The organism is Okibacterium fritillariae (genome assembly GCF_052783725.1).
In genome coordinates, this window is record NZ_CP199917.1 from 924,356 (window position 1) to 949,845 (window position 25,490).

Below are 25,490 nucleotides of genomic sequence, written 5' to 3' on the forward strand. Positions count from 1 at the left end.
TCGCTCACTTACGGGTTGCACCGGGCCGCGACGGTTCGGATGAAACCGACATTGGGCGACCAGCTCTCTAGGTTCCACGTTGCGTCGTGCGGAGCGAAGCCTTGATGACAGACCCATTGGTCCTTCATTCCGTTACCCATGATGGCGCGCTTCGCTGCACTTTGCTTCCCTCTTAATTCTGTCCAGCCAGCTCGGCCTACCTCGGTGTAGAACGCCGGTGCCACAGCGGCATTGTTAGCCCGGGCCCACGTCGTCGGCTGGACGTTCAATCTCCAGCCTTGAGCGTGCTTGGTCCAGTTAGAGGATGCAACGAGGGCTGCGCCCATCCAGGGGTCCGCAACGATCGGAAACGCATCGGCTCTGTCGTGTTCAACGATCTGGGTGAGAGTCATTCCATCTACCTCATAGTGAGTTGGAATTTCGGACCCAGCCGCATCGATGGCCCACGGCGCGGCGATACCAAATGCAAAGGACCCCGAGGCATCGAGGGCGGTCACGCTGCCAGACTCAGAATCCACGTGGAGTGACATCCCGACAGGCAGGCCGAGTTGGTACGAGAATTTGCGAGGAGCGTCAGCGGACTTTATTGTCGTGATTATTTGCAGGGAGCCATCATCCTTGGGCAATGGTGTAGTGCTGAACGAATTCGCGTTGTCGTAGCTGATCACGTTTGCCGAACTGAGCACGGAATCGTCTGAGCTTGAAACATCGGGAAGCGCAATCTCGACATTGTGGTTATCGACAAGGCCAGCCACGGTGATGCCGGACTCGGGGTGTTGCGGCAGCGACACTTCCCAGTCACCCGACGGGCTCGAGGCATTCACCTCGGTGCTCCCATCGCTTTCAAGGGGCGCCAGGTTGGAGAGGGTCTCGGGGGCCGCGGAAGTTATGGCACTTGCCGGATCCTTGTCAGTACTCGGTTCAGCTCCCGCAGCGGGGGTTGCGATACTCATTGATCCGATCAGGCTCATTGCCACCACGGTAGTTGTTGCGATTCTCATCGTGATCTCCTTTGATTCGGGAGATCAGCATGTCGAATAGCCACCGTCGGAAATTCCGAGTTAGTTGTACGTTGCGGGAGTTTGGTGAGCGGGACTCACGTTAACGACGCCTACAAGCCGCGATCACGCTGAGGGGCGGCGATTTGCGTTGCTTGGGTGTCGCGAAACTCGGTCAAAGGTTTGGGGCAATTGCGGCGTGTCGAACTGAGCACGTTGACGGTGCGGGCCTCACTGGTTGCCCCGCAGGCAGTGAGGCCGAGACGTTCCCCAGCTAATCGGTCGACAGTGCCTCGGTGAGGAGGCGCAGCGCTTTCGGCCCGACGCCGTGCAGGGCGGCGAGGTCGCTCGTGGGGACGCCGACGAGATCGGCGAGGCGTCGATAGCCCGCGTTGTGGAGCGCGTTGCGCGCGGGGTTGCCGATTCCCGGCGGAAAGTCGTATATCGGTTCAGCCATGCGAAACCCTTCCCGCCGCACCGTCGGTCGTCAGCGCTCGCGCGTTGCTCCGCCGGCTGCCGTCACCGGGAAGATGACGGGGGCGGTGAAGGATGCCTCGGCGAAGGCGGCCGTCACGGCCGACGCGACCTCGGCGAGGCGTGCGCGGGGCACGAGCGCGATAGCCGCGCCGCCGAAGCCGCCGCCCGTCATGCGCGAACCGATGGCACCCGCACGGCGGGACACCTCGACGGCCAGATCGAGCTCGGGCACCGAGATCTCGAAGTCGTCACGCATGGACACGTGCGACGCGTCGAGCAGCTCGCCGATGGCCGTGGGCCCGTGCTCGCGCAAGGTGCGCACGGTGTCGAGCACACGCTGGTTCTCGGTAAGGATGTGGCGCACGCGGCGGAACGTCTCGTCGTCGAGCACCTCCTCGGCGCGCGGCAGGTCGTGCACGCTGAGGTCGCGCAGGGAAGAGACATCCATGGCCTTCGCGCCGGCCTCGCACGACGCGCGACGGGCCGCATAGCCGCCGGTCGCGTGGGAGTGGCTGACGCGCGTGTCCATGACGAGCAGCTCGAGGTCGGCGGCGTCGAAGCCCAGTTCGATGACCTCGGCGTCGAGCGAGCGGCAGTCGAGGAACACGCCGTGGTCGGGGCGGCCGAGCATCGACGCGGACTGGTCCATGATGCCGGTGGGCGCGCCGACGGCCTTGTTCTCGGCCAGCTGGCCCACCTTGGCGAGGGTCTGCCGGTCGAAATCGAGGTGCCACACGTCGGTGAGGGCGGCGGCGACGGCGCATTCGATGGCGGCGGATGACGAGAGACCCGCGCCGACCGGAACATCCGAGTCGATGAAGAGGTCGACACCGCGCAGCTCGCCGAGCGGGGCGCCGAACTGGCCGAGTGCCCAGACCACGCCGAGCGGGTAGGCCGACCAGCCGTGGAGGTTCGTAGGCTCGAGGTCAGTCAGCGAGGCCTCAACGACCTCGCCCGGGGCGAAGGCGCTGGCGACGCGCACGAGCTGGTCGTCGCGCGAACGCAGCGCAACCACGGTGCGGTAGTTGATGGCGAAGGGGAACACGAAACCGTCGTTGTAGTCGGTGTGCTCGCCGATCAGGTTGACGCGGCCGGGTGCCGACCACAGGCCCTGCGGGTCGTGGGCGTAAACCTCGGCGAAACGCGACAGGGCGGCGTGCTGCAGGTCGGAGCGGTGCGCGCCCTCGCCGGCCGAGCCGCTGGGGGAGTTCGAGGCGGGCGTGGCTGCAGAGTCGGCGGTCATACGGGGTTCTCCTGGTCGGCCTTCGCCACGGCGTCACGCAGACGCTGGGCGGATTGTTCGGGCGGGACGTCGCCGATCCAGGCGCCCATGGCGGCCTCCGATCCGGCGAGATACTTCAGCTTGTCGGCGGCGCGGCGCGGCGAGGTGATCTGCAACATGAGGCGGATGTCATCCCGACCCACGTTCACGGGCGCCTGGTGCCAGGCCGCGATGTAGGGCGTGGGGGTGTCGTAGAGCGCGTCGATGCCGCGCAGCAGGCGCAGGTAGAGCCCGGCGAGCTCGTCGCGCTCCTCGAGGGTCGTTCCGGCGAAATCGGGCACGTGCCGGTGCGGCAGCATGTGCACCTCGATGGGCCAGCGCGCGGCGAACGGCACGTAGGCGGTCCAGTGTTCGCCGCGCAGGATGACGCGCTCGTCGTTCTGTTCACGCTCGAGGATGTCGGCAAACAGGGTCGGCCCGTAGCTCTCGATCGATTCGAGCAGACGCGTGGTGCGCGGCGTGACGTAGGGGTAGGAGTAGATCTGGCCGTGCGGGTGGTGCAGGGTGACGCCGATCTCGACGCCACGGTTCTCGAAGGGGAACACCTGCGCGATGCCGGGCTTGTGGCTCAGGGCATCCGTGCGCTGGGCCCAGGCCTCGATCACGGTGCGGGCGCGGCTGCGGTTGAGACTGCCGAACGAACCGGTCGATGCGGGGCTGAAGCAGACGACCTCGCAGCGGCCGACCGACGTGCGGGTGCGGCCGAGCTCGATGCGGGTGAGGTCGTCGCCGCCGCGGGGGGCGTTGTCGTCTTCGAGGAGCGGGCCGAAGGAGGGCGAGCGGTTCTCGAAGACGGCGACGTCATAGATATCGGGGATCTCGGACGGGTTGGTGGCCGAGGCGGGTGCGAGCGGATCGAGCTCGGCGGGCGGCAGGAACACCCGGTTCTGGCGGGCCGCCGCGATCGAGACCCATTCGCCCGTGAGCGGGTCTTGGCGCATGCTCGCGGTGGCGGGGCGCGGGTCGAGCGCGCGGGCGTCGGCCTTGCGCTCGGTGCCGAGTGTGGTGTCGGCGTCGTCGAAGTAGATCAGTTCGCGGCCGTCGGCGAGGGTGTCGCCGTGCACGCGGATGCTCGGATCGCTCACGAACGCGCGGGGGATGCCGGGGCCGCCGGCAGTGTCATCGGTCGTCGATGTGGTGCTCATGCCCTGAAATCTAGCTCTTTCATATTGAAAAGTAAAGCGAAGTAAGTGAAGATTGCCCTATGTCGGAGACCCTGCCAGCCGAGCTGCGCCGCAACGCGATCGCCGAGCTCATCGCCGAACGCGGTTTCGTGCGCGTGGCCGAGCTGGCCGACCGTTTCGGCATATCGGGCGTCACGGCCCGCGCCGATCTCGACGCGCTCGTCGACACCGCCCGCGCCCGCCGCGTGCACGGGGGAGCGATGCCGCCGAACGACCTGGCGCCTCGGCCCGAACGTGAGTGGCAATTCGAAGAAGCACTCAATTCATCCGCCGCGGGCAAAGAGCGGGTCGGGCGCAATGCGGCCGCGCTCGTGCGCTCGGGCAACACCGTGATCGTGGATGTCGGCACCACCGGCCTCGCGGTCGCCCGGGCACTCGCCGCCCGAGCAGACCTCACGGATCTCACCGTCATCACCAACAGCCTCACCGTCGCGCTGGCCCTCGAACCGCATATCCCGCGTTTCACGGTCATCGTCACGGGTGGCACGCTGCGGCCCCGCCAGCACTCGCTCGTGGCGCCATTTGCCGCGCCCATGCTCGATCAGCTGCACGCCGACCTCGCCTTCATCGGCTGCAACGGCGTCGACGGTGAACGCGGCATCACGAACATCAATCTGCCCGAGGCCGAGGTCAAACGCCTCATGATGGGCGCGGCCGAGCGCGTGGTCATCGTCGCCGACGCGGCGAAGCTCGGCCAGGTGCACCTCGGCCGCATCGCCACGCTCGACGATGTCGACCTGCTCGTGACCGACGACCAGGCCGATGCTGCGCTGGTCGACCAGATCGCGGCGCGCGGCGTGCGCGTGATCACGCACTAATTCGCGCCGCCGCATCCACCCGCTACGCTCGATACACACCCCCGAGAGGAACGAAGATGACCCACTCGCGCGCCGTCACCGGCGACCAATACGTTCTGACCCGCCAGGCCTCGGCCGGCACGGTCTCCGCCGTGATCACCCAGGTGGGTGCCGGCATCCGTCGCCTGAGCGTCAACGGCATCGACATCGTGCCGCCCTATGACGAGGGTGTGCAGCGCCCCTACGGCAGCGGCATCGTGCTCGTGCCGTGGCCCAACCGCATCCGCGACGGCAAATACGACCTCGAGGGCGAAGAGATGCAGCTCGATCTCACCGAGCCCGACAAGCAGAACGCCATCCACGGCCTGCTCCGTTTCACGGCCTATGACGTCGCCGAGCAGACCGACGACTCGGTTACGCTGTCGGCCACGGTCTACCCGCAGCACGGCTACCCGTTCCTGCTCGACACGTCGGTGCGTTATCGCCTGGTCGACGCGGGCCTCGAGGTCACGCACACCATCGAGAACGTGGGCACGGGCACGGCTCCCACGGGCATCGGCACGCACCCCTACGTCACGATCGGCGACGTCGACCCGGATGATCTGACCGTCACGCTCAATTGCGAGACGCGTTTCACGGTGGACGAGCGTCTGCTGCCGACCGGCGAGGTCCCCGTCGAGGGCACCGAATACGATCTGCGCGGGGGTCGCCGTCTCGGTGGCCTGGTGTTGGACGACGGTTTCGGTCAGGCGATCTTCGAGAATGGTGTCACCGAGCACACGGTGGCGGCCGACGACGGCCGGGTCGTCACGGTGTGGGGTGACGAGAATTTCCCCTATTGGCAGGTCTTCACGACCAAGAAGTACCCGGGTCAGTCGACCGCCGTGGCGATCGAGCCCATGACGGCACCCACGGATGCCTTCAACTCGGGTCGTGACGTGCGTTACCTCGCCCCCGGCGAGACGTTCCAGGCCACGTGGGGCGTGCGCGCCGACGGTTTCGCGGCGGTCTGAGTCGTCGCAGACTGAGCGCGCGGTCCGGGAGTTGCCGCCTGGATCGCGCGCCTCTGTGGAAGCTGTCGCGGTGTCGCTTCGGTGCGCGGCTGAGAGAGTGGTCGCGCGCATGTCGCGCGAGCGACGCCGCGTCGGCCGCTGCGGCTGCGGCTGCGGCTGCGGCTGCGGCAGAGCCTAGTTCTTCGCGCCGAGTGTCGAGAGGATCTCGGCGTGCAGGTCGAGCAGCGGAACCGTGCGCTCTTCGGGCCCGCGACCGAAGCCACATTCGGTGGCGATGCCCACGTGGCGGATTCCCGCCGTGGTGAGCGCGGGCTCGGCGGCTTCGAGTCGTCGGCGGGCGCCGGCCACGCCGTCTTCGTGGTGCACGACACCCAGGAAAAGGTCGGTCTCGACGCGCAGGTTCAGCGCCGCCAGCGGCACGAAGTAGTCGCTGTCGTCGCGTTCGATAGGCACGGGCAGGTGCAGCCAGTCGATGCGGCGGGTCACGCCGGTGGTGAGCCCGTTGGCGACGGCAACCAGGTTGGCGGTGTCGGATGGCTCGACGAAGTGTTTTTCGGCCACATCGCCATAGCAGAGGTGGAAGCCCAGCTGCACGCCAGCCGGAACCAGGTTGGCGACGCGCGACGCGGCGACCACGCAGCCGGCGATGATGCTGTCGGCGTCGGCACCCGCCTCGGCGAACCAGGGCGTGAGTGGCCCCCCGCCCAGGCTGACCTGCTCGATGAAGGCGAACTCGGTGGCGAGGTCGAGCTGGATGGCGAGGTCTTCGGCGGGAATCGCCGCCGTGATCTGCTCGATCTCGCGCGCGAGCGCTGCCTCGTAGGCGGGGTAGAGGGCGGGCTGAGCGGATGGCACGGCGAACGTCGTGAGCGGGGCGAGCGGTGTCGGCAGGCTCACCTGGAACCTGATGCCGGGCCCGATCTCGCCGCTCTCACGAAGGGCCGTGAACGCCGAATAGCTGGCGATCGCGGCGTCGGCATACCCCAGTGGGCCGAACTCGATGTCATCGGGGTCGACACCCTCGTCGATGTCGACGGGGCGCAGATCGAACCCGGCCACCAGGAAGGGCTCGGCGCCCACCCGGTGCAAACCGGACGTTTGTTCGAATTTGGCGCCCTGGAACAGGATCCAGTGGAAGCGCTCGCCGACCTCGCCGTCGGGCAGACGCGCGGCATGAGCACCTAGCCTCTCGGCCACGGTGCGGAAGGTCGTCTGGGCGTCTGGCAGGTTGATGGAACCGACCAGATGGACGCCATTCAGGTGGGGTACGCTCACGCGTTCCAGCCTAGCGCCGACCACCGACGCCGGGCCATGGCGATGAGACGGCGGCGGCGCGTTTCTGCGACTGTCGCAAAAAGCCCCCTGAGGCAACGGGTAGGTCTCGATTGCCCCGTTTTCCGCGGCTCTCGGGCGCGTTCTGCCACACTGTCACTGGGGAGAGGGAGCGTATGAGTCGGGTAAGAAAGGCCGTGTCGGCGGCCGTCGTTGGCGCGATTATCGGTGTGTCCGTGATCGGATGCTCGAGCGAGAGCACATTCGAGTACTTCACGTCGAAGGCGCAGGCCACGGCGTTCATCGAATCGGGCAAACTCCCCGAGCAGCTGCCTGACAATGCGCGCGACATCCGCGTGCTGGCCAACCCGCGCGTGCATGTGGCCACGTGGCACGGAGACACGATCGTCGACCCGTCCTGCGTCCCGGGTGAGAGCCAGCCGCCCAAGGGCAACCGCGTCGTGCTCGAGTCGCAGACCATCGTCGAGGTCTACCAGTGCTCCTTCGGCTTCCAGGGTCGTGATGGTGGGTCGATCTATTGGTGGCCGGCCGAATAACCGGCGCCCATTTTTCGTCGGCAGCGCCACCCCGCACGGGCGGTGAACTTGCTGGCGCTCAGGATTTTTCGGGCGCCACCGTCGTGCCTCGACGCGACACGCCGTAAACGGTAAAACTTTTTGCTCTCACGTTGACTTCTTCGAACACATGTTCGAACATTTAACCCATGAGCCCTGCCGTCGCGTCATCCGGTTCGGCCGCCGAAAAGGTGGCCGAGCTTCAGGCGCGCATCCGGGGCATGCAACGAACACGAGTAGATTCGCACGGACTACCGACAGCGCCCGAGATCGCCAGCCTCCTGGGTGGCCCGCTCCGGGCGGGCAGTGCCTACTCGGTTCCTGATTCGGTGGCACTCGCCACGGCTATGATGGCGGCGCCGAGCGCGGCCGGTGTGTGGTGCGCTGTCGTCGGCATGCCCTCGTTCGGCGTCGAGGCCGCGGCCGCGGCGGGTGTCGACCTCGAGCGGCTCGTGTTCGTGCCCGATCCCGGTGATCAGTGGCTCACCGTCACCGCGGCCGTCGCCGATGTGGTGGGCGTCGTGGTCGCCGTTCCGCCGGCCCGGGTCGCTCCTGCCGAGGTGTCACGTTTGGGGGCTCGCCTCCGGGGCAAGGGGTCCACCCTCATCGCCCTCGGCGACTGGCCGCAATCCGAGGCCACCTTGCGCGTCTCGGGCAGCGAGTGGGTGGGGCTCGATGCCGGCAGCGGCCATCTGCAGGCGCGCCGGGTCACGGTCACGGTCAACGCCCGCGCGGGCGCCGGTCGGCCGCGTTCGGCCTCGCTGTTCCTGCCCGATGCCGACGGGCGCCTGCGTCGTGCCGAACGCGTGCCCGCGGCCTGGCAGTCGCCCGCGTCGGTGCCATTGCGCGAGCAGTCGCCCGCGTCGGTGCCATTGCGTGAGCAGTCGCCCGCGGCGCACGATGTGCGCGAGCCCGAGGTCGCGCCGCTGCGCGCGCTCGTCTCATGACAGCCGTGAGTGGGGCCACCCCCACGCGAACGCTCATCGTCTGGTGTCCCGATTGGCCCATCGCCGCGTGGTGCCGCGAGATGGGCGCGGGGGCGCTGTCGAGCGAGGGCAGCACCATCGCCCTGGTCGAGCGTGGTGAGGTGTTCGCGTGCTCGCTGCCGGCGCGAGCCGCCGGCGTGCGCCGGGGGCTCCGCGTGCGCGAGGCGCAATCGCGGTGCTCCGAGCTGATCGTCGAGGCCTACGATCCGGCTGTCGATGCGCGCGCGTTCGAGCCCATCATCCTCGCGCTCGAAGAGGTCGTGCCGGGCATCCAGGTCCTGCGCGCGGGGATGTGTGCCATTCGTGCGCAGGGTCCCAGCCGCTATTACGGGGGTGAGCAGAGCGCCGGTGAGCTGCTCATCGACACCCTCGCGCGGTTCGGCATCCACGATGCGCGCATCGGCATCGCCGACGGCATCTTCGCGGCCGAACAGGCGGCGCGCGTGCCGGGCACCGAGATGGTGCGCGTCGTGCCCGCCGGCCGGTCGGCAGAATTCTTGGCCGGTTTGCCCGTCGAGCTCCTCGGGCGGGCCGAGCTCAATCCGCTGCTGCATCAGCTCGGGGTGCACACGCTCGCACAATTCGCGGCCCTCGACCCGGTCAGCGTGCGCGATCGATTCGGTGAAGACGGGGCATTCTGCCACCGGCTGGCGGCGGGGCTCGACGGGCGAGACGTCACGGCGCGTGTGCCCCCGCCGCAGCTCGACTGCCGCGTCGAGTTCGAGACTCCGCTCGACCGCGTCGACCAGGTGGCCTTCGGATTCCGGCAGACGGCCGAGCGGTTCGTCGCGACCATCGCCGAGGCCCGGCTCGTCGCCACCGCCATCCGGGTCGAGGTGCACACCGATGACGGGCGCCGCACGGGCCGCACGTGGCTGCATCCCCGCTGGTTCACGGCATCCGATGTCCTCGACCGCGTGCGCTGGCAGTTGCAGGGTGGGCACGGCATCGACGCGGGTCTCGCAGCCCCCGTCGTCAGCGTCTCGGTGTCGCCCGAGAGCGTCGACCGCGCGCTCAACCACGAAGACGGGTTGTGGGGCGGCGGCCCCGATGAAAGCATCCACCACGGCTTCTCGCGGGTGCAGAGCATGCTGGGGCACGAGGGCGTCGTCACGGCGGTGCTCACGGGCGGGCGTCTGCTCAGCTCCCGGTCGGTTCTCGTGCCGTGGGGCGACCTGCCCCCGGGTGGCGAGAAAGAGCTGGCCCGGCGTCGGCAGCTGCCGTGGCCGGGCAGTGTGCCGGGCCCGCTGCCGTCGACCGTCTTCGAGGCCCCGGTCCCCGTGCTCGTGAGAGACGCGGGCGGGCGTCTCGTCGATGTCGATGGCCGCGGCATCCTCACGGGGGAGCCGGTGGTTTTCGCGGCGGGCATCGGCGAGCGATCGGGTGGCAGCGGTGAGCATCCCGTCCGCTCCTGGTCGGGGCCGTGGCCGCTGTCCGAACGCTGGTGGGAGGACGGCGCCCGCAGCATCAACCGGTTCCAACTCGTCGACGCACTCGGCAGAGCCTGGCTGCTCATCCTCGCCGAACACGAGTGGTGGGCCGAGGCGCTCTACGACTGACCCGCACGCCGCACGCCGCACGCCGAACCCCGCACGCAGCCCCACAGAAAGGAGTCCCGGATGGGATGGCATAACCCCCCGATTCCCTGGTCCGAGTTCGAGAAGAAACTCACCGACCTCAGCCGCCCCGACCCGGTGCCCCTCGGTGCCGACGGTGGCGACAGCCCGGGATGGTCGCGCAAACGGCAGCCCTACACGCCCGATGCGGCCGGCATCCCACCCTTCGACGCCTCGCGGCGCGCACCCGTCGTGCCCTATGCCGAACTGCACGCGCACTCGAACTTCAGCTTCCTCGACGGTGCCTCCGGGCCCGAAGCCCTCGTCGAAGAGGCCGTGCGGCTCGGGCTCCACGCCATTGCGCTCACCGACCACGACGGCCTCTACGGCGCCGTGCGTCTCGCCGAAGCCGCCGAGGCGCACCCGGGTCTCGGCACCATCTTCGGCGCCGAGCTCTCGCTCGAACTCACGGCCCCGCAAAACGGCGAACCCGATCCCGAGGGCCACCACCTGCTCGTGCTGGCCCGCCGACAAGAGGGCTACCACCGGCTCTCCCGCGCCATCACCACGGCGCAGCTCGCCGACGGCGCCGAGAAGGGCAGCCCGCGCTATCGACTCGACGATCTCGCCGACGCGGCAGAGGGCTCCTGGCTCGTGCTCACCGGATGCCGCAAGGGCACCGTCCGCTCGGCCCTGCAACGCTCCGGCGCCGATGCCGCACGGCTCGAACTGCGGCGGCTCGTCGACCGTTTCGGCCCCGACAACGTGGTCGTCGAACTCACCGACCACGGACACCCCACCGACAGTGCCGCCAACGCTGCGCTCGCCGTGCTGGCCGGCGAACTCCACCTGCCCACGATCGTCACGGGCAATGTGCACTATGCGGCCCCCGAGCAACACCGTCTGGCCGAGGCGCTCGCCGCCGTGCGCGCACGACGCAGCCTCGACCAGCTCGATGGATGGCTGCCCGCAACGGGTCGTGCCCACCTCCGCTCCGGCTGCGAGATGTCGCGCCTCTTCGCCCGCTACCCCGACGCCGTCGCCCGCACCGTGAGCTACGCCGACGAACTCGGCTTCCGCCTGAAGAGCGTCAGCCCCGGGCTGCCCAAACAAGACGTGCCGCCCGGCCACACACCCATGAGCTGGCTGCGCGCCCTCACGTGGGAGGGCGCGGACAAGCTCTACGGCACCCTCACGCCCGAGGTGCGCACGCGCATCGAACGCGAACTCGAGGTGATCGAACAGAAAGACTTCCCGGGCTACTTCCTCATCGTGCACGAGCTCGTGCACTTCGCGCGCAACCGCGGCATCCTCTGCCAGGGGCGGGGCTCGGCGGCCAATTCGGCCGTCTGCTATCTGCTCGGCATCACGGCCGTCGACTCCATCTACTACGGCCTGCCCTTCGAGCGATTCCTCTCGAGCATGCGCGACGAAGAGCCCGATATCGACGTCGATTTCGACTCCGATCGTCGGGAAGAAGTCATCCAGCACGTCTACGAGCGATACGGCCGTTTCAACGCGGCGCAGGTGGCCAATGTCATCACCTACCGCCCCAAGTTCGCGGTGCGCGACATGGCCAAGGCGCTCGGCCACAGCCCCGGGCAGCAAGACGCCTGGTCGAAACAGGTCGAGCGCTGGGGTGCCGTCGCCTCGAGCGAAGACCACGACATCCCCGACGCGGTCGTCGATCTGGCGCAACAGGTGCTGCGTTTCCCCCGCCACCTCGGCATCCACTCCGGCGGCATGGTGCTCACCGACCGGCCCGTCGGCGAGGTCAGCCCCATCGAACACGGCCGCATGGACGGCCGCACGGTGCTGCAGTGGGATAAAGACGACTGCGCGTGGATGGGTCTCGTCAAATTCGACCTGCTCGGCCTCGGCATCCTCGCCGCCATGCAATACGCCTTCGACCTGGCCGACGAGTTCTGCGGCGAACGCTGGACCTTGGCCACCCTGCCCAAAGAAGAGGCCGCCGTCTATGACCAGCTCTGCTACGCCGACTCGGTGGGCGTCTTCCAGGTCGAATCGCGCGCGCAGATGGGCATGCTGCCGCGCATGCTTCCGCGGCGCTTCTACGATCTGGTGATCCAGATCGCCATGGTGCGGCCCGGCCCCATCCAGGGCGGCGCGGTGCACCCCTACATCCGTCGGCGCACGGGGGCCGAAGACATCACCTACCTGCACCCCGCCCTCGAGCCCGTGCTCGAACGCACCCTCGGCGTTCCCCTCTTCCAAGAGCAGCTCATGCAGATGGCCATGGTGGTCGGTGGATGCACGGGCGAAGACGCCGATCTGCTGCGGCGGGCCATGGGTTCCAAACGCGGCGAAGAGAAGATCGAGTCACTCAAGACCAAGCTCTACGTCGGAATGGCAGGCAACGGCATCGTGGGGGAGGACGCCGACATCGTCTACGGCAAGATTCAAGCCTTCGCCAACTTCGGTTTCGCCGAGAGCCACTCCATCAGCTTCGGCCTCATCGTCTACGCCAGCGCCTGGATGCGGTTGCACTACCCGGCGGCGTTCCTCGCCGCCCTGTTACGGGCTCAACCCATGGGCTTCTACTCGCCGCAGACCCTCGTGGCCGATGCCCGTCGTCACGGTGTGATCACGCACCGCCCCGACATCCAACGGTCAGAGGCGCACGCCACGCTCGAACCGCTCGACCCCGACGACGACCGGCCGGCGGGAGCGACGGGGCTCGACGCCTGCTGCGAGGCTCAACAACCACCCGTTCCCCCCTTCGACCGTTCGATTCCGTTCGATGCAACCGTGCACCGCCGCGACGGCCGCTACGCCGTGCGCGAGGGACTTGCGAGCGTCACCAAGATCGGTCTGAACAAAGCCACTCAGATCGTTGAAGAACGCCGACGCGGCGGGCCCTACACAGACATGCACGATCTGGCACGCCGAGTGGGGCTCACGGCGCCGCAGCTCGAAGCCCTCTCCGCGGCGGGTGCGTTCCGGTCGCTGGGCTTGGAACGTCGCGAGGCTCTGTGGAAAGCCGAACAGGCCTCTCAAGAACGCCCCAACCAGCTCGCGGGCAGCCTCGTCGACGTGCAACCCCCACTCTTCGACCTGCTCACTGCCGAAGAGGAGGTCATCTCCGACCTGTGGTCGACGGGAGTGTCGCCCGACGACCATCCCGTGCGTCACCTGCGCGACGACCTCCGGCAGCAGGGCATCCTCTCGGCCGAAGAACTGCGCAGCGCCGAGAGCGGCAGACGCGTGCGGGTGGCCGGGGTCGTCACGCACCGGCAACGTCCCGCCACGGCATCCGGCATCACCTTCGTCAATCTCGAAGACGAGACGGGGCTGATGAACGTGATTTGCAGTGTCGGCGTATGGCGACGCTACCTGCGGGTCGCGCGCGAAGCACCCGCCATGATCGTGCGTGGAATCCTCGAGCGCTCCGACGACGGCATCATCAACCTCGTCGCCGACGAGCTCGAAAGCCTCAGCCTGAAGGCGCGCACGCGGTCGCGAAATTTCCAATGAACCGACGCCGGCCGAGCGTATCGACACCCCGCCGGCACGGCTAGAATGCTTGCATGGCTTTCGTTCTCGCAATCATCCTCTTCGTCGGTGGCATGTACCTGTTCGGTCTCGCCATCACCCTCACCAGCTTCCAGGGCCTCGTCTTCTTCGCCGGCATCGTCGCCGTCTCGCTCGCGATCGCCATCCCGGTGCACTTCCTCAACAGCCGTTCCGCGCGCTAGAGGCACCCACACGCCAACGCGGGCCGCGACAACACAGCCCGCGCACGAAGGAGGAGACCTACGGGTCTCCTCCTTCGTCATCTCCGCCGCAGGTCGCACGCCACGGCCCGCCCGATCTCGGTATCTCTCCGTACTCCTACTGAGACCCCCGGTACTCCTGGCCCTCTGGGATCGCAACCCCTTGTCCCTCGCAGGAGCGCCACAGACACTGGGGACATGAAACGAGTCTCGTATGCAGGTGTCTCATTCCTGACGACAGACGGCGTCGCGGACGCGCTTCTTCGTTTCGTGGCCGCGCTGGGCCTGAAACAGAAAGCGGAAACCGTCGAAATACCGGCTGTCGGTGATCGTGGCGACATGGTGCCCGTGCAACTGGTCATCGGGCCGGCCAGCGAACTGGTCAGCATGCCCGAAACCTCCGACATCGAAGATCCGGATACGTCGGCAGCCATCTCCAGTCTCAACCGTCGAGCTGACGCTCTCGCCCGCCCGCGCGCGGTCGCTTACCTCGACCGATCGGGCGGCGAACGCCAGTTCTACGACGAAGACGGCCTCGAGTCGATGTAGGGATCGGGTGGAAGACCCTGCCGAGAGTCTCGCGCGTCATCCATACTGGGGCAGGTCCCCGCGTTCCCCAGAACTGGGGTAAACCCCCATTTGGAGGGGATACCCCCCTTGTCCACCAAAAGGAGGACATAAACTGATGTCATGCCCACGCCCTCGATCCAGAGAATAGCGTCCTGGCTGCGCCATGATGCCGGCATGAAGTGTGCCCGCTGCCGCAAGCGTGTCCCCCGACGCGGCATGCTCTGCTGCAGCGACGAGTGCTTCGACAAGTACATGACCACGTCGTACTGACACAGCGCCCCCTGCCCACACACCCCCACCTGTCGCGGGCGCCGCAGCACAGCGGGCATGAAAAAAGCCGGTTCGGAATATTCATTCTCGACCGGCTGTTTTCGTGGTGGGCCCGGTGGGGCTCGAACCCACGACCCGCGGATTAAAAGTCCGATGCTCTACCAACTGAGCTACAGGCCCAACACGTAATAACTTACCGTGTTCCAGGGAGTGCTTCGAACACGAGGGGAGAACCATGTCAGAGGAATTCCACAAGCCCGTGAAGGTGCCGGGCTTCGTGTTCGAGGGGATGCAGGGCGGCGTCGATCCCGCCGTGACGAGCCGTGTCGCCCACGAAACCGCCCACGCCCTGCTGGCTCGGGTGCGCGCCGACCCCGACGGTGAGACGGTCGAACGCCTCATCGCCTACACCGACCAGCACGGTATCGATGCCATCGCCGAGCTCTGGTCCCGCGCGCTTCCGCGCACGCTGCCGGGCGTGCTGTGGCGCATCTATCTGCTGCGCCTCATGATCCGACAAGACCCCACGTCGTCGAGCTTCTTCTTCCAGCGGGGCACCGAGGTCATCGATTCGATCGACCCGGTCGTCGCCGGCGCGTCCATGCCCACGGGTCCCGACGAGATCACGGTCCTGGCCGACGAGATCCTGCGCGGCGTCTACACGGGCGATTTCGCCGTCGCGCTCGAACGGGCCGCCGCATTCTGTCGGGTGTCCTCGGCCGGCTGCGCAAGCGTCGCGGATGATTCCGAGCCCACCGAGCCCGAGCGCGCGACGGTTCTCACCACCCGTGCGTCGCGCCTCTCCCATCTCGCCACAGACCTTGCGAGCGGTGCGAAGCTGTGGCGTTCCGAGTCGCTCGACTGACGGAGGCACCCTCCGCGCCGCGCGACTGTCAAGCGTCCACGGCGTGGCACTCGCTCACCGCGAACACCGCTCCGGCCCCGCCGGATTTTGTTAGAGTTGTTTCTCGCCGGGCCGCAGTAACCCCGGGCTCCAATATTCGCCGCTCTGAGCGGCCTCGCGCCGAGAGGCGTTCTGCGGCCCGGCATTTCTCGTCTCTGCAGGCATCCGTTCGCCTCTGACGGTGCCGCGTGGCAGGTCGCCCGGCTGATTGCCAGCCGATCTCGGATATTTCCCAGATCCGACCAATCCGATCCGCGCCGTGCGCCGAACCCCTTGCATGACCCGATCGAAGCACGTAAAGCGAGTGACCGACGCAGCCCGCGTCGCGCTCCGTCGATCGGTCACGAGCCCCCATCCGTGTGCGCGCCGCGTGAACGGTGTTCCACCGTCGCTGGCCGACGTCACGGAGGGAGTCGCCTGAGGATTCGTTCTCAGCGCGACAGCATCGGGGGTGATTGTCCCTCACCCCCCAAGGTGGGGAGCGGTACCTGGCGGAGCTGCTCCCCACCGCCTGTCGATGTGCGGAAGGAGGATGGACCTGAGATGCTAGACACTGTGGCCCCACCTTCAGAGTCTGACGAGAGTTTCGATCTCGTCTCACGTTCTTCCGCGGAAGAGCTGCTTGCTCGGGTGGCGCGCGGCGATCAAGCCGCGTTCTCCGAGCTGTACGACATGCTCGCTCCGCGCGTTCTGGGTTTGATCCGGCGCGTGCTCATCGACAGCGCCCAATCCGAAGAGGTTGCCCAAGAAGTTTTCTTGGAGATCTGGCAGACGGCGACGCGGTACGAAGAAGGCCGGGGTGCTGCGACATCCTGGATGATGACGATTGCTCACCGCCGCGCCATCGACCGGGTTCGAGCCTCACAGGCCGGGCGCGATCGAGACGTGAAGATCGGCATCCGCGACATCGACACCGCGTACGACCAGGTCGCCGAACAGGCGGAGATCAGTATCGAACATGCAAAAGTGAAGACGGCTTTGACCCGTCTCACCGAACTCCAACGTCAAGCGGTCACGCTGGCGTACTACGGGGGATACAGCCAGAGCGAAGTGGCTGAGATCCTCAGCGTGCCGCTCGGCACCGTCAAGACCCGTCTGCGTGACGGGATGATCCGACTACGAGATGAATTGGGGGTGGCCTCATGACCGACAACGACAACGACCTTTCCCTCCTGGCGGGGGCCTACGCCCTCGGCGCGCTGAACGCCGATGACGCACACCGCTACGAGGAGTACCTCGCCCAGCGCGAAGAAGCGCGCACCGAGGCCACGCAACTCGAAGACACCGCGGCCCGCCTGGGTCTCGCCTCCCTCGAGGTGCAGCCGACGCCGGCGCTCAAGTCCAATCTGATGGCGCTCATCGCCGTCACGCCGCAGCTCCCCGCCATCGCTCCCGAAGACGCGCCGGCCGACGGTTCTGCCCAGCAGGTCTCCTCGTCGGCGCAGAAACGCGAGAGCGACGGCTCGGCTGTGACTCCGCAGGTCGTCCAGGCATCGGATGCCGCAGCCACCGACTCGGCCCCCGACAATGCCGCAATCGCTCCCGTCCGTCCGCTGCACGCTGCCGGTTCGCCGCAGTCTGCCCCGGAGGGTCGCTCGACGTCCGCTCAGGCCGCCGGGCAGTCGGGGGCATCGGGCTCGACCGCGTCGCGTCCCACCGCCGCACGGCCCGCCTCGTCCGCACAGTCGAAGGCGCAGGCGCGCTGGTTCCAGAAGCCCGTCGCGTTCCTCGCGGCAGCGGCCGCCGTCGTCGCCGTCTTCCTCGGCGCCAGCTCCCTCACGGGCATGCTAAACAACGGGAACCAGGTGCAGCAGGCGCTGGCGCTCGCATCTATCAACGCCCAGCCCGACGTGCAGCGCTCGACGGTGCCGTTGACGGCCAATGACGACGGTGGCGAGTCGTCGACCGCCACGCTCGTCTGGTCCGAGAACATCGGCCAGTCGGTGTTGCTCGTCAACGGACTCGAGCAGTTGCCTGACGACAAGGTCTACGAGCTCTGGTACATCGACGGCGAGGGTTCGCCGATATCGGCCGGTCTCTTCACCATCCCCGACTCCGGCCACACCTACTCGGTGCTCGACGGCGAGATGACCGCCGGCGCAACGGTCGGCGTGACGGTCGAACCGGCGGGCGGCTCGAAGCAGCCGACCACCCAACCCGTGATCGCGATCCCCACGGCCTAGTTGCCACCGCGAGCTGGCGCCGCACGAGAGCACGAGCGCGCAAACTTACGCTCTGAGAATGCCGCTTCCCCCCCCCGGGAGGCGGCATTTCTCGTTCACGGCTGCGCATCCCTTCTTGCCGAACGGCGCGGGGCACGAGCGGCGTGCTCGGTGGCGCCCTGTCGGCACGGCCACGAACGACGAATGCCGCCGCCCTCACGAGGGGGACGACGGCATCCGCTCAGCGCGAGCCGAAGATTTATCCGAAGCGACCCGACACGTAGTCTTCGGTCGCCTGCACGGACGGCTGCGTGAAGATGGTGTTGGTGTCGTCGTATTCGATGAGCTTGCCGGGCTTGCCCGTTCCGGCGATGTTGAAGAAGGCCGTGCGGTCCGAGACGCGCGAGGCCTGCTGCATGTTGTGGGTCACGATGACAATCGTGTACTCGTTCTTGAGCTGCTCGATGAGGTCCTCGATGGCGAGCGTCGAGATCGGGTCGAGAGCCGAGCAGGGCTCGTCCATGAGCAGCACGTCGGGCTGCACGGCGATGGCGCGGGCGATGCAGAGACGCTGCTGCTGTCCGCCCGAGAGGCCGGAGCCGGGCTTCTCGAGGCGGTCCTTGACCTCGTTCCACAGGTTGGCGCCCTGCAGCGAACGCTCTACCACGTCGTCGGCGTCGGAGCGCGACATCTTGCGGTTGTTGAGCTTCACGCCGGCGAGCACGTTGTCGCGAATGGACATCGTGGGGAACGGGTTGGGGCGCTGGAACACCATGCCCACCTGGCGGCGCACGAGCACGGGGTCGACGCCCGGTCCGTAGAGGTTGTCGCCGTCGATGAGCACTTCGCCCTCGACGCGGGCGCCCGGGATGACCTCGTGCATGCGGTTGAGCGTGCGCAGGAACGTGGACTTGCCGCATCCGGACGGGCCGATGAATGCCGTGACGGTGCGCGGTTCGATGGTCAGGCCCACGCCTTCGACGGCGAGGAAGTTGGAGTAGTAGACGTTGAGGTCTTTGACTTCGATGCGCTTAGACACGGGGCTCGTTTCTTCGGGTTCGGTTCGAGGAGTGTGTGGATTGCGGGATGGTGGGGTGGCCGGCTAGCGGGCGATCTTCGGCGAGAAGATCTTGGCCACGAGGCGCGCGATGAGGTTCAGCGCCATGACGATGAGGATGAGGGCGAGTGCACCGGTCCAGGCGCGGTCGGTGTAGGCCTGCGAGTCGACGCCCTGGATCGCGTACTGGTTGTACACGAACACGGGGAGCGTCATCATGCGGCCGCTGAACAGGTCGTAGTTCATGCTCTGCGTGTAACCGGCGATGAGCAGAAGGGGCGCCGTCTCGCCGATGACGCGGGCCACGGCGATCATCGAGCCGGTGATGATTCCGGCCATGGATGTCGGCAGCACGACCTTGATGATGGTGAGGTACTTCGGCACACCGAGGGCCAGCGAGGCCTCGCGCAGCTCGTTGGGGACGAGTTTCAGCATTTCTTCGGTGGAGCGCACGACCACGGGGATCATGAGGACCGACAGCGCGATGGCGCCACCGATGCCGAGGCGGATGCCGGGGCCGAGGAACAGCGAGAGCAGCGCGTAGGCGAACAGACCGGCGACGATCGAGGGGATGCCGGTCATGACGTCCACGAGGAACGTGATGCCGCGGGCGAGCGCGCCGCGCCCGTATTCGACCAGGTAGATGGCCGTCAGGATGCCGATGGGGATCGAGATGATCGCCGTGGCGAGTGTGATGAGCAGCGTGCCCGTGATGGCGTGCAGGGCGCCACCGCCGGCGCCGACGACGTTGCGCATCGATTCGGTGAAGAACGGCACGTCGAAGCGGGCGGCACCGTTGATGGCGGTCGTGACGGCCACGGAGATCAGCGGGATGAGCGCCAGGAGGAACGCCGAGACGACGAGAATCGTGACGAGGCGGTCTTTCGCCTTACGCGATCCTTCGATGGCGAGGGAGAGCACGTAGAGGGCGACGCCGTAGACGATGACGCCGACCACGAGAATCCCGGCGACGTTCGGGGCGCCCATGAGCACGAAGACGAGGGTGACCACGGCGAGGGCTCCGAGGAGCACGTACAGCGGCACCATCTTCGGCAGTTTGCCCGCCGTCAGGGTGGAGGGAAGTGACGTTCCGGTGGTGGCAACCATTAGTTCGCTCCCGAGAAGGCCTTGCGGCGGTCGACGATGGCGCGTGCGATGAAGTTCACGCCGAAGGTGATGACGAAGAGGATGAGGCCGGTCGCGATCAAGACGCTGACGTCGAGGCCGTGCGACTCGGGGAAGTTGAGCGCGATGTTGGCGGCGATCGTGTTGGTGTTCTGCGACTGCGTGAGCGCCCAGGTGATGAAGGCACCGGGGGAGAGGATCATGGCGACGGCCATGGTCTCGCCGAGGGCGCGTCCGAGGCCGAGCATCGAGGCCGAGACGATGCCGGGGCGGCCGAAGGGCAGCACGGCGATACGGATCATCTCCCAGCGGGTGGCGCCGAGGGCCAGCGCGGCCTCTTCGTGCAGCTTGGGGGTCTGCAGGAAGATCTCGCGGGAGAGCGCGGTGATGATGGGGAGCACCATGACGGCGAGCACGATACCGACGGTCAGAACGGTGCGGCCGGTGCCCGAGACGGGGGCGGCGAAGAAGGGCAGCCAGCCGAAGTTGTCGGTGAGCCAGGAGTAGATGGGCTGCACGGCCGGCGCGAGCACCGAGATGCCCCACAGGCCGTAGACCACGCTGGGCACGGCCGCGAGCAGGTCGACGACGTAGCCGAGGGTCTGGGCCAGGCGGCGGGGCGCGTAGTGCGTGATGAAGAGGGCGACGCCGATCGAGAGCGGCACGGCGATCAGCAGCGCGATGAAGGCGACCCAGATGGTGCCGAAGACGAGCGGTCCGACGTAGGCCCAGAAGCTCGACGGTGAGCCCTTGATCTTGGCCGGGTCCTCGGTGAACGCCGGGATGGACTCGGCGACGAGGAAGATGGCGACGGCGGCGAGGGTGACGAGGATGAGGATGCCGGCGGTCAGCGTGCTGCCGCGGAAGAGGCGGTCACCGGTGCGCACGACGGGTGCGTCCTTCTTCCGGTCGAGCGTCGGTGTCGTCATCTGCAGGTGACCTCACGTAGGTGTCGGGTGGGCGATGCGGGGATCGTGCGGTGTATCGGAGAGAGCGGGTGGAGCGGATGGAGCGGGTGATTCAGGTGGTGCGGATGCTGCGGTGGAGCGTTCGGCGCCGGAAACGCCTGTGTGCTCCCCCCGCGTGCCGGTGTGGCAGGCGAGGGGAGCACAGGGGGTGTTACTTGATGCTGTCGATGGCCGAGGTGACCTTCTCGGTCAGGTCGGAGGACAGGGGAGCCGAGCCGGCGGAGTCGGCGGCGACCTTCTGGCCCTCTTCGCTCGTGATGTAGCCGAGGTAGGCCTTCACGAGTGCGGACTGGTCGGCGTCTTCGTAGCTGTCGCAAGCGATGGCGTAGGAGACGAGAACCAGCGGGTAGTGGGTCGGGTCGGTGGTCTTGCGGTCGAGGGCGATCGCGATGTCGTTGTCGGCGCGGCCTTCGACGGCGGGCGACTCGGCGACGACGGCGGCAGCGGCATCGGCCGTGTAGCCGACGAACTCTTCGCCGACCTTGATCTTGGCGACACCGAGGTCACCGGCGCGCGAGGCGTCGGCGTAACCGATGGTGCCCGAACCGTTCTTGACGGCGTCGACGACACCGGTGGTGCCCTGTGCGCCTTCACCCGTGTTGTAGGGGAACGGGTCGGCCGGCTTCTCGGTCCACACGTCGGGAGCCGTCTTGTTGAGGTAGTCGGCGAAGTTCTTGGTGGTGCCCGAGTCGTCCGAGCGGTGGACGGCCGTGATGTTGCCGGCGGGCAGCTTCGCGTCGGGGTTCAGCGCGACGATGGCCGGGTCGTTCCAGGTGGTGATGTCGCCCTTGAAGATCTTGGCGAGCGTGGCCGAGTCGAGGTTGAGCTCGTCGACGCCCTCGACGTTGAAGATCACGGCGATGGGGGAGATGTAGACGGGGATGTCGATGGCCTTGCTGTCCGTCGCGCAACCGGCGAAGGTGCCGGCGAGTTCGTCGTCACTCAGGGCGGAGTCGGAACCGGCGAAGGCGGATGCGCCGCTGATGAAGCTTTCGCGGCCGGCGCCGGAGCCCTGGGGGTCGTAGTTGACCGTGACTTCGGGGTTGGCTTTCTGGAATCCGGCGATCCAAGCTTCCTGGGCGCTGCCCTGGCTGCTGGCGCCGATGCCGACGAGTTCGCCGGAGAGGCTGGAGGCGCTGCTGGAGGAGTCCGGCGCGGTGCCGCCTTCGTTCGAGGCGCACGAGGTGAGAGCGATGGTGGCGACCGCGGCGACGGCCGCGATGCGTCCGAGCTTCGAGAGCTTCACGTAGATTCCATTCGTTATGTGTGAGGACGAGCCGGTGCAGGCTCGATGGTCACGCTAAGCGGCTGCTTTAACGAGACTCCCTCAGCCCGGTAAACGGACGGTAAACGACCGGTCAACTTCGTGCCTGGCCGAACGCGACGATCCGCGTGTTTCCGGGGTTTTCGGGTTCGCGCCGAGAACGAGGCCGCGAACTCAGACGCGCGGAACGTGCGTTTCGATCGTGACGATGCCGGACGCCGGGTTGGTGGCGCTCAGGTGCACGACAGAGAAGGCGGCGGTCTCGAGCGCGGCCGCCTCGCTCAGATAGGAACCGGGGATGCTTCCCGTGGCCAACGCGATCTCACGGATGATCTCGGGCAACACGGGTCCGTGGCTGCATAACACGGCCGTCTTGCCGCTGCGGACGCGTTTGCCGACCACGTGGCGCACGTCGCCCGTTCCCTCTTCGTGCGCGCGTTGACTGATCAGCTCGGTGCGTTTCGGCGCGATGCCCGTGGCGGCGGCGAGCGGTGCGACCGTCGTCGCGCAGCGCACGGCCGTGCTCGTGATGATGCGCCGCACCCCGAAGGCGCGCAACGGCCCCACGATGGATGCGGCCTGCTTGAGGCCGCGCGGCGTGAGGCGCCGGTCTTCGTCGCCGCCGTCGCTGGCCGCGAGCGGTTCGGCTTTGCCGTGGCGCAGCGCGATGAGCGCGAAGGTTTCGGAGACGCCGTCGTCGAGCAGGCTCTCGAACGTGCGCACGATCTCGCTGTCGTGCTCGTAGGTGAGGTAGCTCTTGGCCTTCTTGAGCGTGACCCATTCGAGCGCGGCGATTTCGTGGTTGGGTGCGAAGGTGGACCGGCGGATGGCGTCGTCCGACACCTGCGCGGCCCAATAGTGCACGACCTTCTCTCGGCCGCTGCGCAGCGCGTACCGCGTGATGCCGAGGGGCACCCCGAGGTGCACGGCGAGACCGGTCTCTTCTTCGATCTCGCGCACGGCGGTCTCGGGCAGAGACTCGCCGGGGTCGACCTTGCCCTTCGGCAGGGTCACATCGGCGTAAGCGGTGCGGTGGATCAGCAGGATCATCGGTTTGCCGTCGACGTATCGCCAGCACACGGCACCGGCGGCGTAGACGGCGCCCGTCATCGTCGAACCCGGGCGCGGCGCTTGCGGCTCGTTTTCACCATGAGCCAATCCTGCAGGTCGGTGAGCGGTTGGCCCGCCTCATCGACGCTGTGTCGCGTCCATGTTCCCTCGGATTCGAGATGCCACGACGACGTCTTGTCATCGACGGCCATATCGAAGAGCTGCTCGATCTCGGCGAGATGGCCCGGGTCGGTGAGGCGCACGAGGGCTTCGACGCGTCGGTCGAGGTTGCGGTGCATCATGTCGGCGCTGCCGATGAACACCTGCGGGTCTCCGTCGTTGTGGAACGAGAAGATGCGCGAGTGCTCAAGGTAGCGGCCGAGGATCGATCGCACGCGGATGGTCTCGCTGAGCCCGGCCTGCCCCGGCTTGAGGCTGCAGATGCCGCGCACCCAGATGTCGATCGGCACACCGGCCTGGCTGGCGCGGTAGAGGCCGTCGATGATGGCCTCGTCGACGATCGAGTTCATTTTGATGCGGATGCCGCTGGGCTTGCCGGCCTCGGCGTTGCGACGCTCCTGCTCGATGCGCTTGAGCAGGCCCTTGCGCAGGTGCAGGGGTGCCACGAGGAGGCGCTTGAACTTCTTCTCGATGGCATAGCCGCTGAGCTCGTTGAACAGTCGCGTGAGGTCTTTGCCCACCTGATCGTCGGCGGTGAACAGGCCGAGGTCTTCATAGATGCGGCTGGTCTTCGGGTTGTAGTTTCCCGTGCCGATGTGGCTGTAGTGCCGCAGGCGCCCGTTCTCCTGGCGGATGACGAGTGCGAGCTTGCAGTGCGTCTTCAACCCGACGAGCCCGTAGACCACGTGTACGCCGGCCTTCTCGAGCTTGCGAGCCCACGAGATGTTCGCCTGCTCGTCGAATCGGGCCTTGATCTCGACGAGTGCCAAAACCTGCTTGCCGGCTTCGGCCGCGTCGATGAGGGCCTCGACGATGGGGGAGTCGCCCGAGGTGCGGTAGAGCGTCTGCTTGATGGCCAGAACGTTGGGGTCGGCGGCCGCCTGCTCGAGGAACGCCTGCACGCTCGTGGCAAAGGACTCGTAGGGGTGGTGAACGAGCACATCGCGCTCGGACACGGCCTGGAAGATATCGGCCTTGCCGTTGGGTTCGGACGGCTGCAACTGCAGGGCGGTGGTGGGGAGCCGCTTGGGGTAGCGCAACTGCGGGCGGTCGAGGTCGGAGAACGAGAACAGTCCGCCGAGGTCGAGGGGCGCCGGCAGGCGGTAGACCTCTTGTTCGGTGATGTCGAGTTCGCGGACGAGTAGGCCGAGCGTGACATCATCCATGTCTTCGGTGATCTCGAGGCGGATGGGCGGGCCGAAGCGGCGGCGCAGCAGCTCTTTCTCGAGCGCCTGGATGAGGTTTTCGCTCTCGTCTTCTTCGATCTCGACGTCTTCGTTGCGGGTGACGCGGAACACGTGGTGCTCGAGCACCTCCATGCCGGGGAACAGGTCGCCCAGGTGGTTGGCGATCAGGTCTTCGAGGGCGATGAAGCGGATGGCGCCCGAACCGGCCACGAGCTCGACGGGCACGAAGCGCGGCAGCATCTGCGGCACCTTGAGGCGCGCGAACTCTTGGCGACCGGAACGCGAGTTGCGCACGCGCACCGACAGGTTGAGCGACAGGCCGGAGATATAGGGGAACGGGTGCGCCGGGTCGACCGCGAGCGGCATGAGCACGGGGAACACCTGCTGCTGGAAGTACTCGGTGAGGCGGGAGCGGTCACCCTCGTCGAGGCTCGACCAGTCGACGATCGTGATGCCGGCCTCGGCCAGGGCAGGGCGCACGAGGTTCTCCCACGCGGCGGCGTGCCGGTTTTGCAGGTCGTGAGCGGTGCCCGAGATATCGCTCAGGATGTCGGATGGCGCGCGCCCGACGTTGCTGGCGACGGCCAGCCCCGTGAGGATGCGGCGCTTGAGCCCGGCCACGCGCACCATGAAGAACTCGTCGAGGTTGGTGGCGAAGATGGCGAGGAAGTTGGTGCGCTCGAGCACCGGGATGGTCTCGTCTTCGGCCAGCTCGAGCACGCGCTGGTTGAACGCGAGCCAGCTGATCTCGCGGTCGAGGTAGCGGCCCTCGGGCAGCGCCGGGTCGTCGGTCTCGATTGCCTCGTCGAAGTCGTCGTCGTCGCCGAGACCCGCGTCGTTCACTACGTCTATTGCTGCCATCTGAACATCATTGCACCG

The 25,490-nt window shown here is 67.3% G+C and carries 22 protein-coding genes and 1 tRNA gene; 11 read left to right on the top strand and 12 right to left on the bottom strand.

The features are described 5' to 3' along the window. Positions 1-8 precede the first annotated feature (8 nt). The 4 genes from ACUWEX_RS04405 to galT all read right to left on the bottom strand — a co-directional run bounded on the left by ACUWEX_RS04405 (position 9) and on the right by galT (position 3,902). Entirely contained in the window at positions 9-1,001 is a 993-nt protein-coding gene (locus tag ACUWEX_RS04405) for a DUF2599 domain-containing protein (RefSeq protein ID WP_445997238.1), read from the bottom strand. 271 nt (positions 1,002-1,272) lie between these two features. Beyond that, positions 1,273-1,455: a helix-hairpin-helix domain-containing protein gene (locus tag ACUWEX_RS04410; RefSeq protein ID WP_445997239.1), complete on the bottom strand. Its 183-nt coding sequence runs from the start codon at positions 1,453-1,455 to the stop codon at positions 1,273-1,275. Positions 1,456-1,485: 30 nt separating this feature from the next. After that, on the bottom strand, positions 1,486-2,718 hold the full coding sequence (gene galK / locus ACUWEX_RS04415; protein ID WP_445997240.1) for a galactokinase: 1,233 nt from the start codon (positions 2,716-2,718) through the stop codon (positions 1,486-1,488). Beyond that, on the bottom strand, positions 2,715-3,902 hold the full coding sequence (gene galT, locus ACUWEX_RS04420) for a galactose-1-phosphate uridylyltransferase (protein ID WP_079727022.1): 1,188 nt from the start codon (positions 3,900-3,902) through the stop codon (positions 2,715-2,717). The genes galK and galT overlap by 4 nt, the downstream gene beginning before the upstream one ends. A gap of 59 nt (positions 3,903-3,961) precedes the next feature. On the opposite strand from galT, the gene ACUWEX_RS04425 reads away from it, so the two are divergent. Both ACUWEX_RS04425 and ACUWEX_RS04430 read left to right on the top strand, forming a co-directional pair. After that, positions 3,962-4,759, top strand: coding sequence for a DeoR/GlpR family DNA-binding transcription regulator (locus ACUWEX_RS04425; RefSeq protein WP_079727023.1), 798 nt, complete (start codon positions 3,962-3,964; stop codon positions 4,757-4,759). Between the two features lie 56 nt (positions 4,760-4,815). Next, positions 4,816-5,751 (top strand): aldose 1-epimerase family protein, encoded by a 936-nt coding sequence (locus tag ACUWEX_RS04430; RefSeq protein WP_445997241.1) that lies wholly within the window; start codon positions 4,816-4,818, stop codon positions 5,749-5,751. Between the two features lie 174 nt (positions 5,752-5,925). Here the strand turns inward: ACUWEX_RS04430 and ACUWEX_RS04435 are convergent, their stop codons facing one another. Next, positions 5,926-7,026, bottom strand: coding sequence for a hypothetical protein (locus tag ACUWEX_RS04435; protein WP_079727025.1), 1,101 nt, complete (start codon positions 7,024-7,026; stop codon positions 5,926-5,928). A 173-nt stretch (positions 7,027-7,199) separates the two neighbouring features. On the opposite strand from ACUWEX_RS04435, the gene ACUWEX_RS04440 reads away from it, so the two are divergent. From ACUWEX_RS04440 to ACUWEX_RS04465, 6 genes are all read left to right on the top strand, one after another. Continuing rightward, positions 7,200-7,580, top strand: a complete 381-nt coding sequence (locus ACUWEX_RS04440) for a hypothetical protein (RefSeq protein WP_445997242.1) — start codon at positions 7,200-7,202, stop codon at positions 7,578-7,580. A 167-nt stretch (positions 7,581-7,747) separates the two neighbouring features. After that, the gene (locus tag ACUWEX_RS04445; RefSeq protein WP_445997243.1) at positions 7,748-8,545 is read left to right on the top strand and encodes a hypothetical protein; all 798 of its coding nucleotides are present in this window, start codon (positions 7,748-7,750) and stop codon (positions 8,543-8,545) included. Continuing rightward, a complete protein-coding gene (locus ACUWEX_RS04450) occupies positions 8,542-10,143 on the top strand; it encodes a DNA polymerase Y family protein (protein ID WP_079727027.1) in 1,602 nt (533 codons plus the stop codon). Before ACUWEX_RS04445 ends, ACUWEX_RS04450 begins: the two co-directional genes overlap by 4 nt. Positions 10,144-10,203: 60 nt before the next feature. Further along, positions 10,204-13,635: an error-prone DNA polymerase gene (locus ACUWEX_RS04455; RefSeq protein WP_445997244.1), complete on the top strand. Its 3,432-nt coding sequence runs from the start codon at positions 10,204-10,206 to the stop codon at positions 13,633-13,635. A gap of 53 nt (positions 13,636-13,688) precedes the next feature. After that, on the top strand, positions 13,689-13,856 hold the full coding sequence (locus ACUWEX_RS04460; protein WP_200811484.1) for a hypothetical protein: 168 nt from the start codon (positions 13,689-13,691) through the stop codon (positions 13,854-13,856). 216 nt (positions 13,857-14,072) lie between these two features. Continuing rightward, a complete protein-coding gene (locus ACUWEX_RS04465; protein ID WP_445997245.1) occupies positions 14,073-14,423 on the top strand; it encodes a hypothetical protein in 351 nt (116 codons plus the stop codon). A gap of 395 nt (positions 14,424-14,818) precedes the next feature. Here ACUWEX_RS04465 and ACUWEX_RS04470 read toward each other — a convergent pair. Continuing rightward, positions 14,819-14,894: transfer RNA gene (locus tag ACUWEX_RS04470), tRNA-Lys, on the bottom strand. 55 nt (positions 14,895-14,949) lie between these two features. On the opposite strand from ACUWEX_RS04470, the gene ACUWEX_RS04475 reads away from it, so the two are divergent. The 3 genes from ACUWEX_RS04475 (at position 14,950) to ACUWEX_RS04485 (ending at position 17,801) form a co-directional block, all read left to right on the top strand. Continuing rightward, positions 14,950-15,579, top strand: a complete 630-nt coding sequence (locus ACUWEX_RS04475; RefSeq protein ID WP_079727030.1) for a DNA-directed RNA polymerase subunit beta — start codon at positions 14,950-14,952, stop codon at positions 15,577-15,579. Between the two features lie 582 nt (positions 15,580-16,161). Next, complete coding sequence (gene sigK / locus ACUWEX_RS04480; RefSeq protein ID WP_445997246.1) at positions 16,162-16,764, top strand: ECF RNA polymerase sigma factor SigK; 603 nt, start codon at positions 16,162-16,164, stop codon at positions 16,762-16,764. Further along, positions 16,761-17,801, top strand: a complete 1,041-nt coding sequence (locus ACUWEX_RS04485; RefSeq protein WP_079727032.1) for an anti-sigma factor — start codon at positions 16,761-16,763, stop codon at positions 17,799-17,801. Before sigK ends, ACUWEX_RS04485 begins: the two co-directional genes overlap by 4 nt. A 238-nt stretch (positions 17,802-18,039) precedes the next feature. Here ACUWEX_RS04485 and pstB read toward each other — a convergent pair whose 3' ends face one another. The 6 genes from pstB to ACUWEX_RS04515 form a co-directional block, all read right to left on the bottom strand. Beyond that, positions 18,040-18,819 carry a phosphate ABC transporter ATP-binding protein PstB gene (gene pstB, locus ACUWEX_RS04490; protein WP_077053749.1) on the bottom strand — a complete coding sequence of 260 codons (780 nt, stop codon included), beginning with the start codon at positions 18,817-18,819 and terminating at the stop codon, positions 18,040-18,042. Positions 18,820-18,882: 63 nt separating this feature from the next. Next, positions 18,883-19,944, bottom strand: coding sequence for a phosphate ABC transporter permease PstA (gene pstA, locus ACUWEX_RS04495; protein ID WP_079727033.1), 1,062 nt, complete (start codon positions 19,942-19,944; stop codon positions 18,883-18,885). Then, entirely contained in the window at positions 19,944-20,891 is a 948-nt protein-coding gene (gene pstC, locus ACUWEX_RS04500) for a phosphate ABC transporter permease subunit PstC (RefSeq protein ID WP_079727034.1), read from the bottom strand. The genes pstA and pstC overlap by 1 nt, the downstream gene beginning before the upstream one ends. Before the next feature lie 190 nt (positions 20,892-21,081). After that, positions 21,082-22,176 (bottom strand): phosphate ABC transporter substrate-binding protein PstS, encoded by a 1,095-nt coding sequence (pstS, locus tag ACUWEX_RS04505; protein WP_079727035.1) that lies wholly within the window; start codon positions 22,174-22,176, stop codon positions 21,082-21,084. A 192-nt stretch (positions 22,177-22,368) separates the two neighbouring features. Then, the gene (locus ACUWEX_RS04510; RefSeq protein WP_445997247.1) at positions 22,369-23,304 is read right to left on the bottom strand and encodes an NUDIX hydrolase; all 936 of its coding nucleotides are present in this window, start codon (positions 23,302-23,304) and stop codon (positions 22,369-22,371) included. After that, on the bottom strand, positions 23,301-25,472 hold the full coding sequence (locus ACUWEX_RS04515) for an RNA degradosome polyphosphate kinase (protein WP_079727037.1): 2,172 nt from the start codon (positions 25,470-25,472) through the stop codon (positions 23,301-23,303). The genes ACUWEX_RS04510 and ACUWEX_RS04515 overlap by 4 nt, the downstream gene beginning before the upstream one ends. Positions 25,473-25,490 lie beyond the last annotated feature (18 nt).

What these genes read in the sequence shown, in the direction of transcription:
- ACUWEX_RS04515 (WP_079727037.1), bottom strand. Translation starts at nt 25,472, where the DNA reads ATGGCAGCAATAGACGTAGTGAACGACGCGGGTCTCGGCGACGACGAC.
- ACUWEX_RS04425 (WP_079727023.1), top strand. Translation starts at nt 3,962, where the DNA reads ATGTCGGAGACCCTGCCAGCCGAGCTGCGCCGCAACGCGATCGCCGAG.
- ACUWEX_RS04455 (WP_445997244.1), top strand. Translation starts at nt 10,204, where the DNA reads ATGGGATGGCATAACCCCCCGATTCCCTGGTCCGAGTTCGAGAAGAAA.
- pstC (WP_079727034.1), bottom strand. Translation starts at nt 20,891, where the DNA reads ATGACGACACCGACGCTCGACCGGAAGAAGGACGCACCCGTCGTGCGC.
- ACUWEX_RS04465 (WP_445997245.1), top strand. Translation starts at nt 14,073, where the DNA reads ATGAAACGAGTCTCGTATGCAGGTGTCTCATTCCTGACGACAGACGGC.
- ACUWEX_RS04430 (WP_445997241.1), top strand. Translation starts at nt 4,816, where the DNA reads ATGACCCACTCGCGCGCCGTCACCGGCGACCAATACGTTCTGACCCGC.
- ACUWEX_RS04475 (WP_079727030.1), top strand. Translation starts at nt 14,950, where the DNA reads ATGTCAGAGGAATTCCACAAGCCCGTGAAGGTGCCGGGCTTCGTGTTC.
- galT (WP_079727022.1), bottom strand. Translation starts at nt 3,902, where the DNA reads ATGAGCACCACATCGACGACCGATGACACTGCCGGCGGCCCCGGCATC.
- ACUWEX_RS04485 (WP_079727032.1), top strand. Translation starts at nt 16,761, where the DNA reads ATGACCGACAACGACAACGACCTTTCCCTCCTGGCGGGGGCCTACGCC.
- ACUWEX_RS04450 (WP_079727027.1), top strand. Translation starts at nt 8,542, where the DNA reads ATGACAGCCGTGAGTGGGGCCACCCCCACGCGAACGCTCATCGTCTGG.
- ACUWEX_RS04460 (WP_200811484.1), top strand. Translation starts at nt 13,689, where the DNA reads ATGGCTTTCGTTCTCGCAATCATCCTCTTCGTCGGTGGCATGTACCTG.
- sigK (WP_445997246.1), top strand. Translation starts at nt 16,162, where the DNA reads ATGCTAGACACTGTGGCCCCACCTTCAGAGTCTGACGAGAGTTTCGAT.
- ACUWEX_RS04440 (WP_445997242.1), top strand. Translation starts at nt 7,200, where the DNA reads ATGAGTCGGGTAAGAAAGGCCGTGTCGGCGGCCGTCGTTGGCGCGATT.
- ACUWEX_RS04405 (WP_445997238.1), bottom strand. Translation starts at nt 1,001, where the DNA reads ATGAGAATCGCAACAACTACCGTGGTGGCAATGAGCCTGATCGGATCA.
- ACUWEX_RS04510 (WP_445997247.1), bottom strand. Translation starts at nt 23,304, where the DNA reads ATGACGGGCGCCGTCTACGCCGCCGGTGCCGTGTGCTGGCGATACGTC.
- galK (WP_445997240.1), bottom strand. Translation starts at nt 2,718, where the DNA reads ATGACCGCCGACTCTGCAGCCACGCCCGCCTCGAACTCCCCCAGCGGC.
- pstA (WP_079727033.1), bottom strand. Translation starts at nt 19,944, where the DNA reads ATGGTTGCCACCACCGGAACGTCACTTCCCTCCACCCTGACGGCGGGC.
- ACUWEX_RS04410 (WP_445997239.1), bottom strand. Translation starts at nt 1,455, where the DNA reads ATGGCTGAACCGATATACGACTTTCCGCCGGGAATCGGCAACCCCGCG.
- ACUWEX_RS04445 (WP_445997243.1), top strand. Translation starts at nt 7,748, where the DNA reads ATGAGCCCTGCCGTCGCGTCATCCGGTTCGGCCGCCGAAAAGGTGGCC.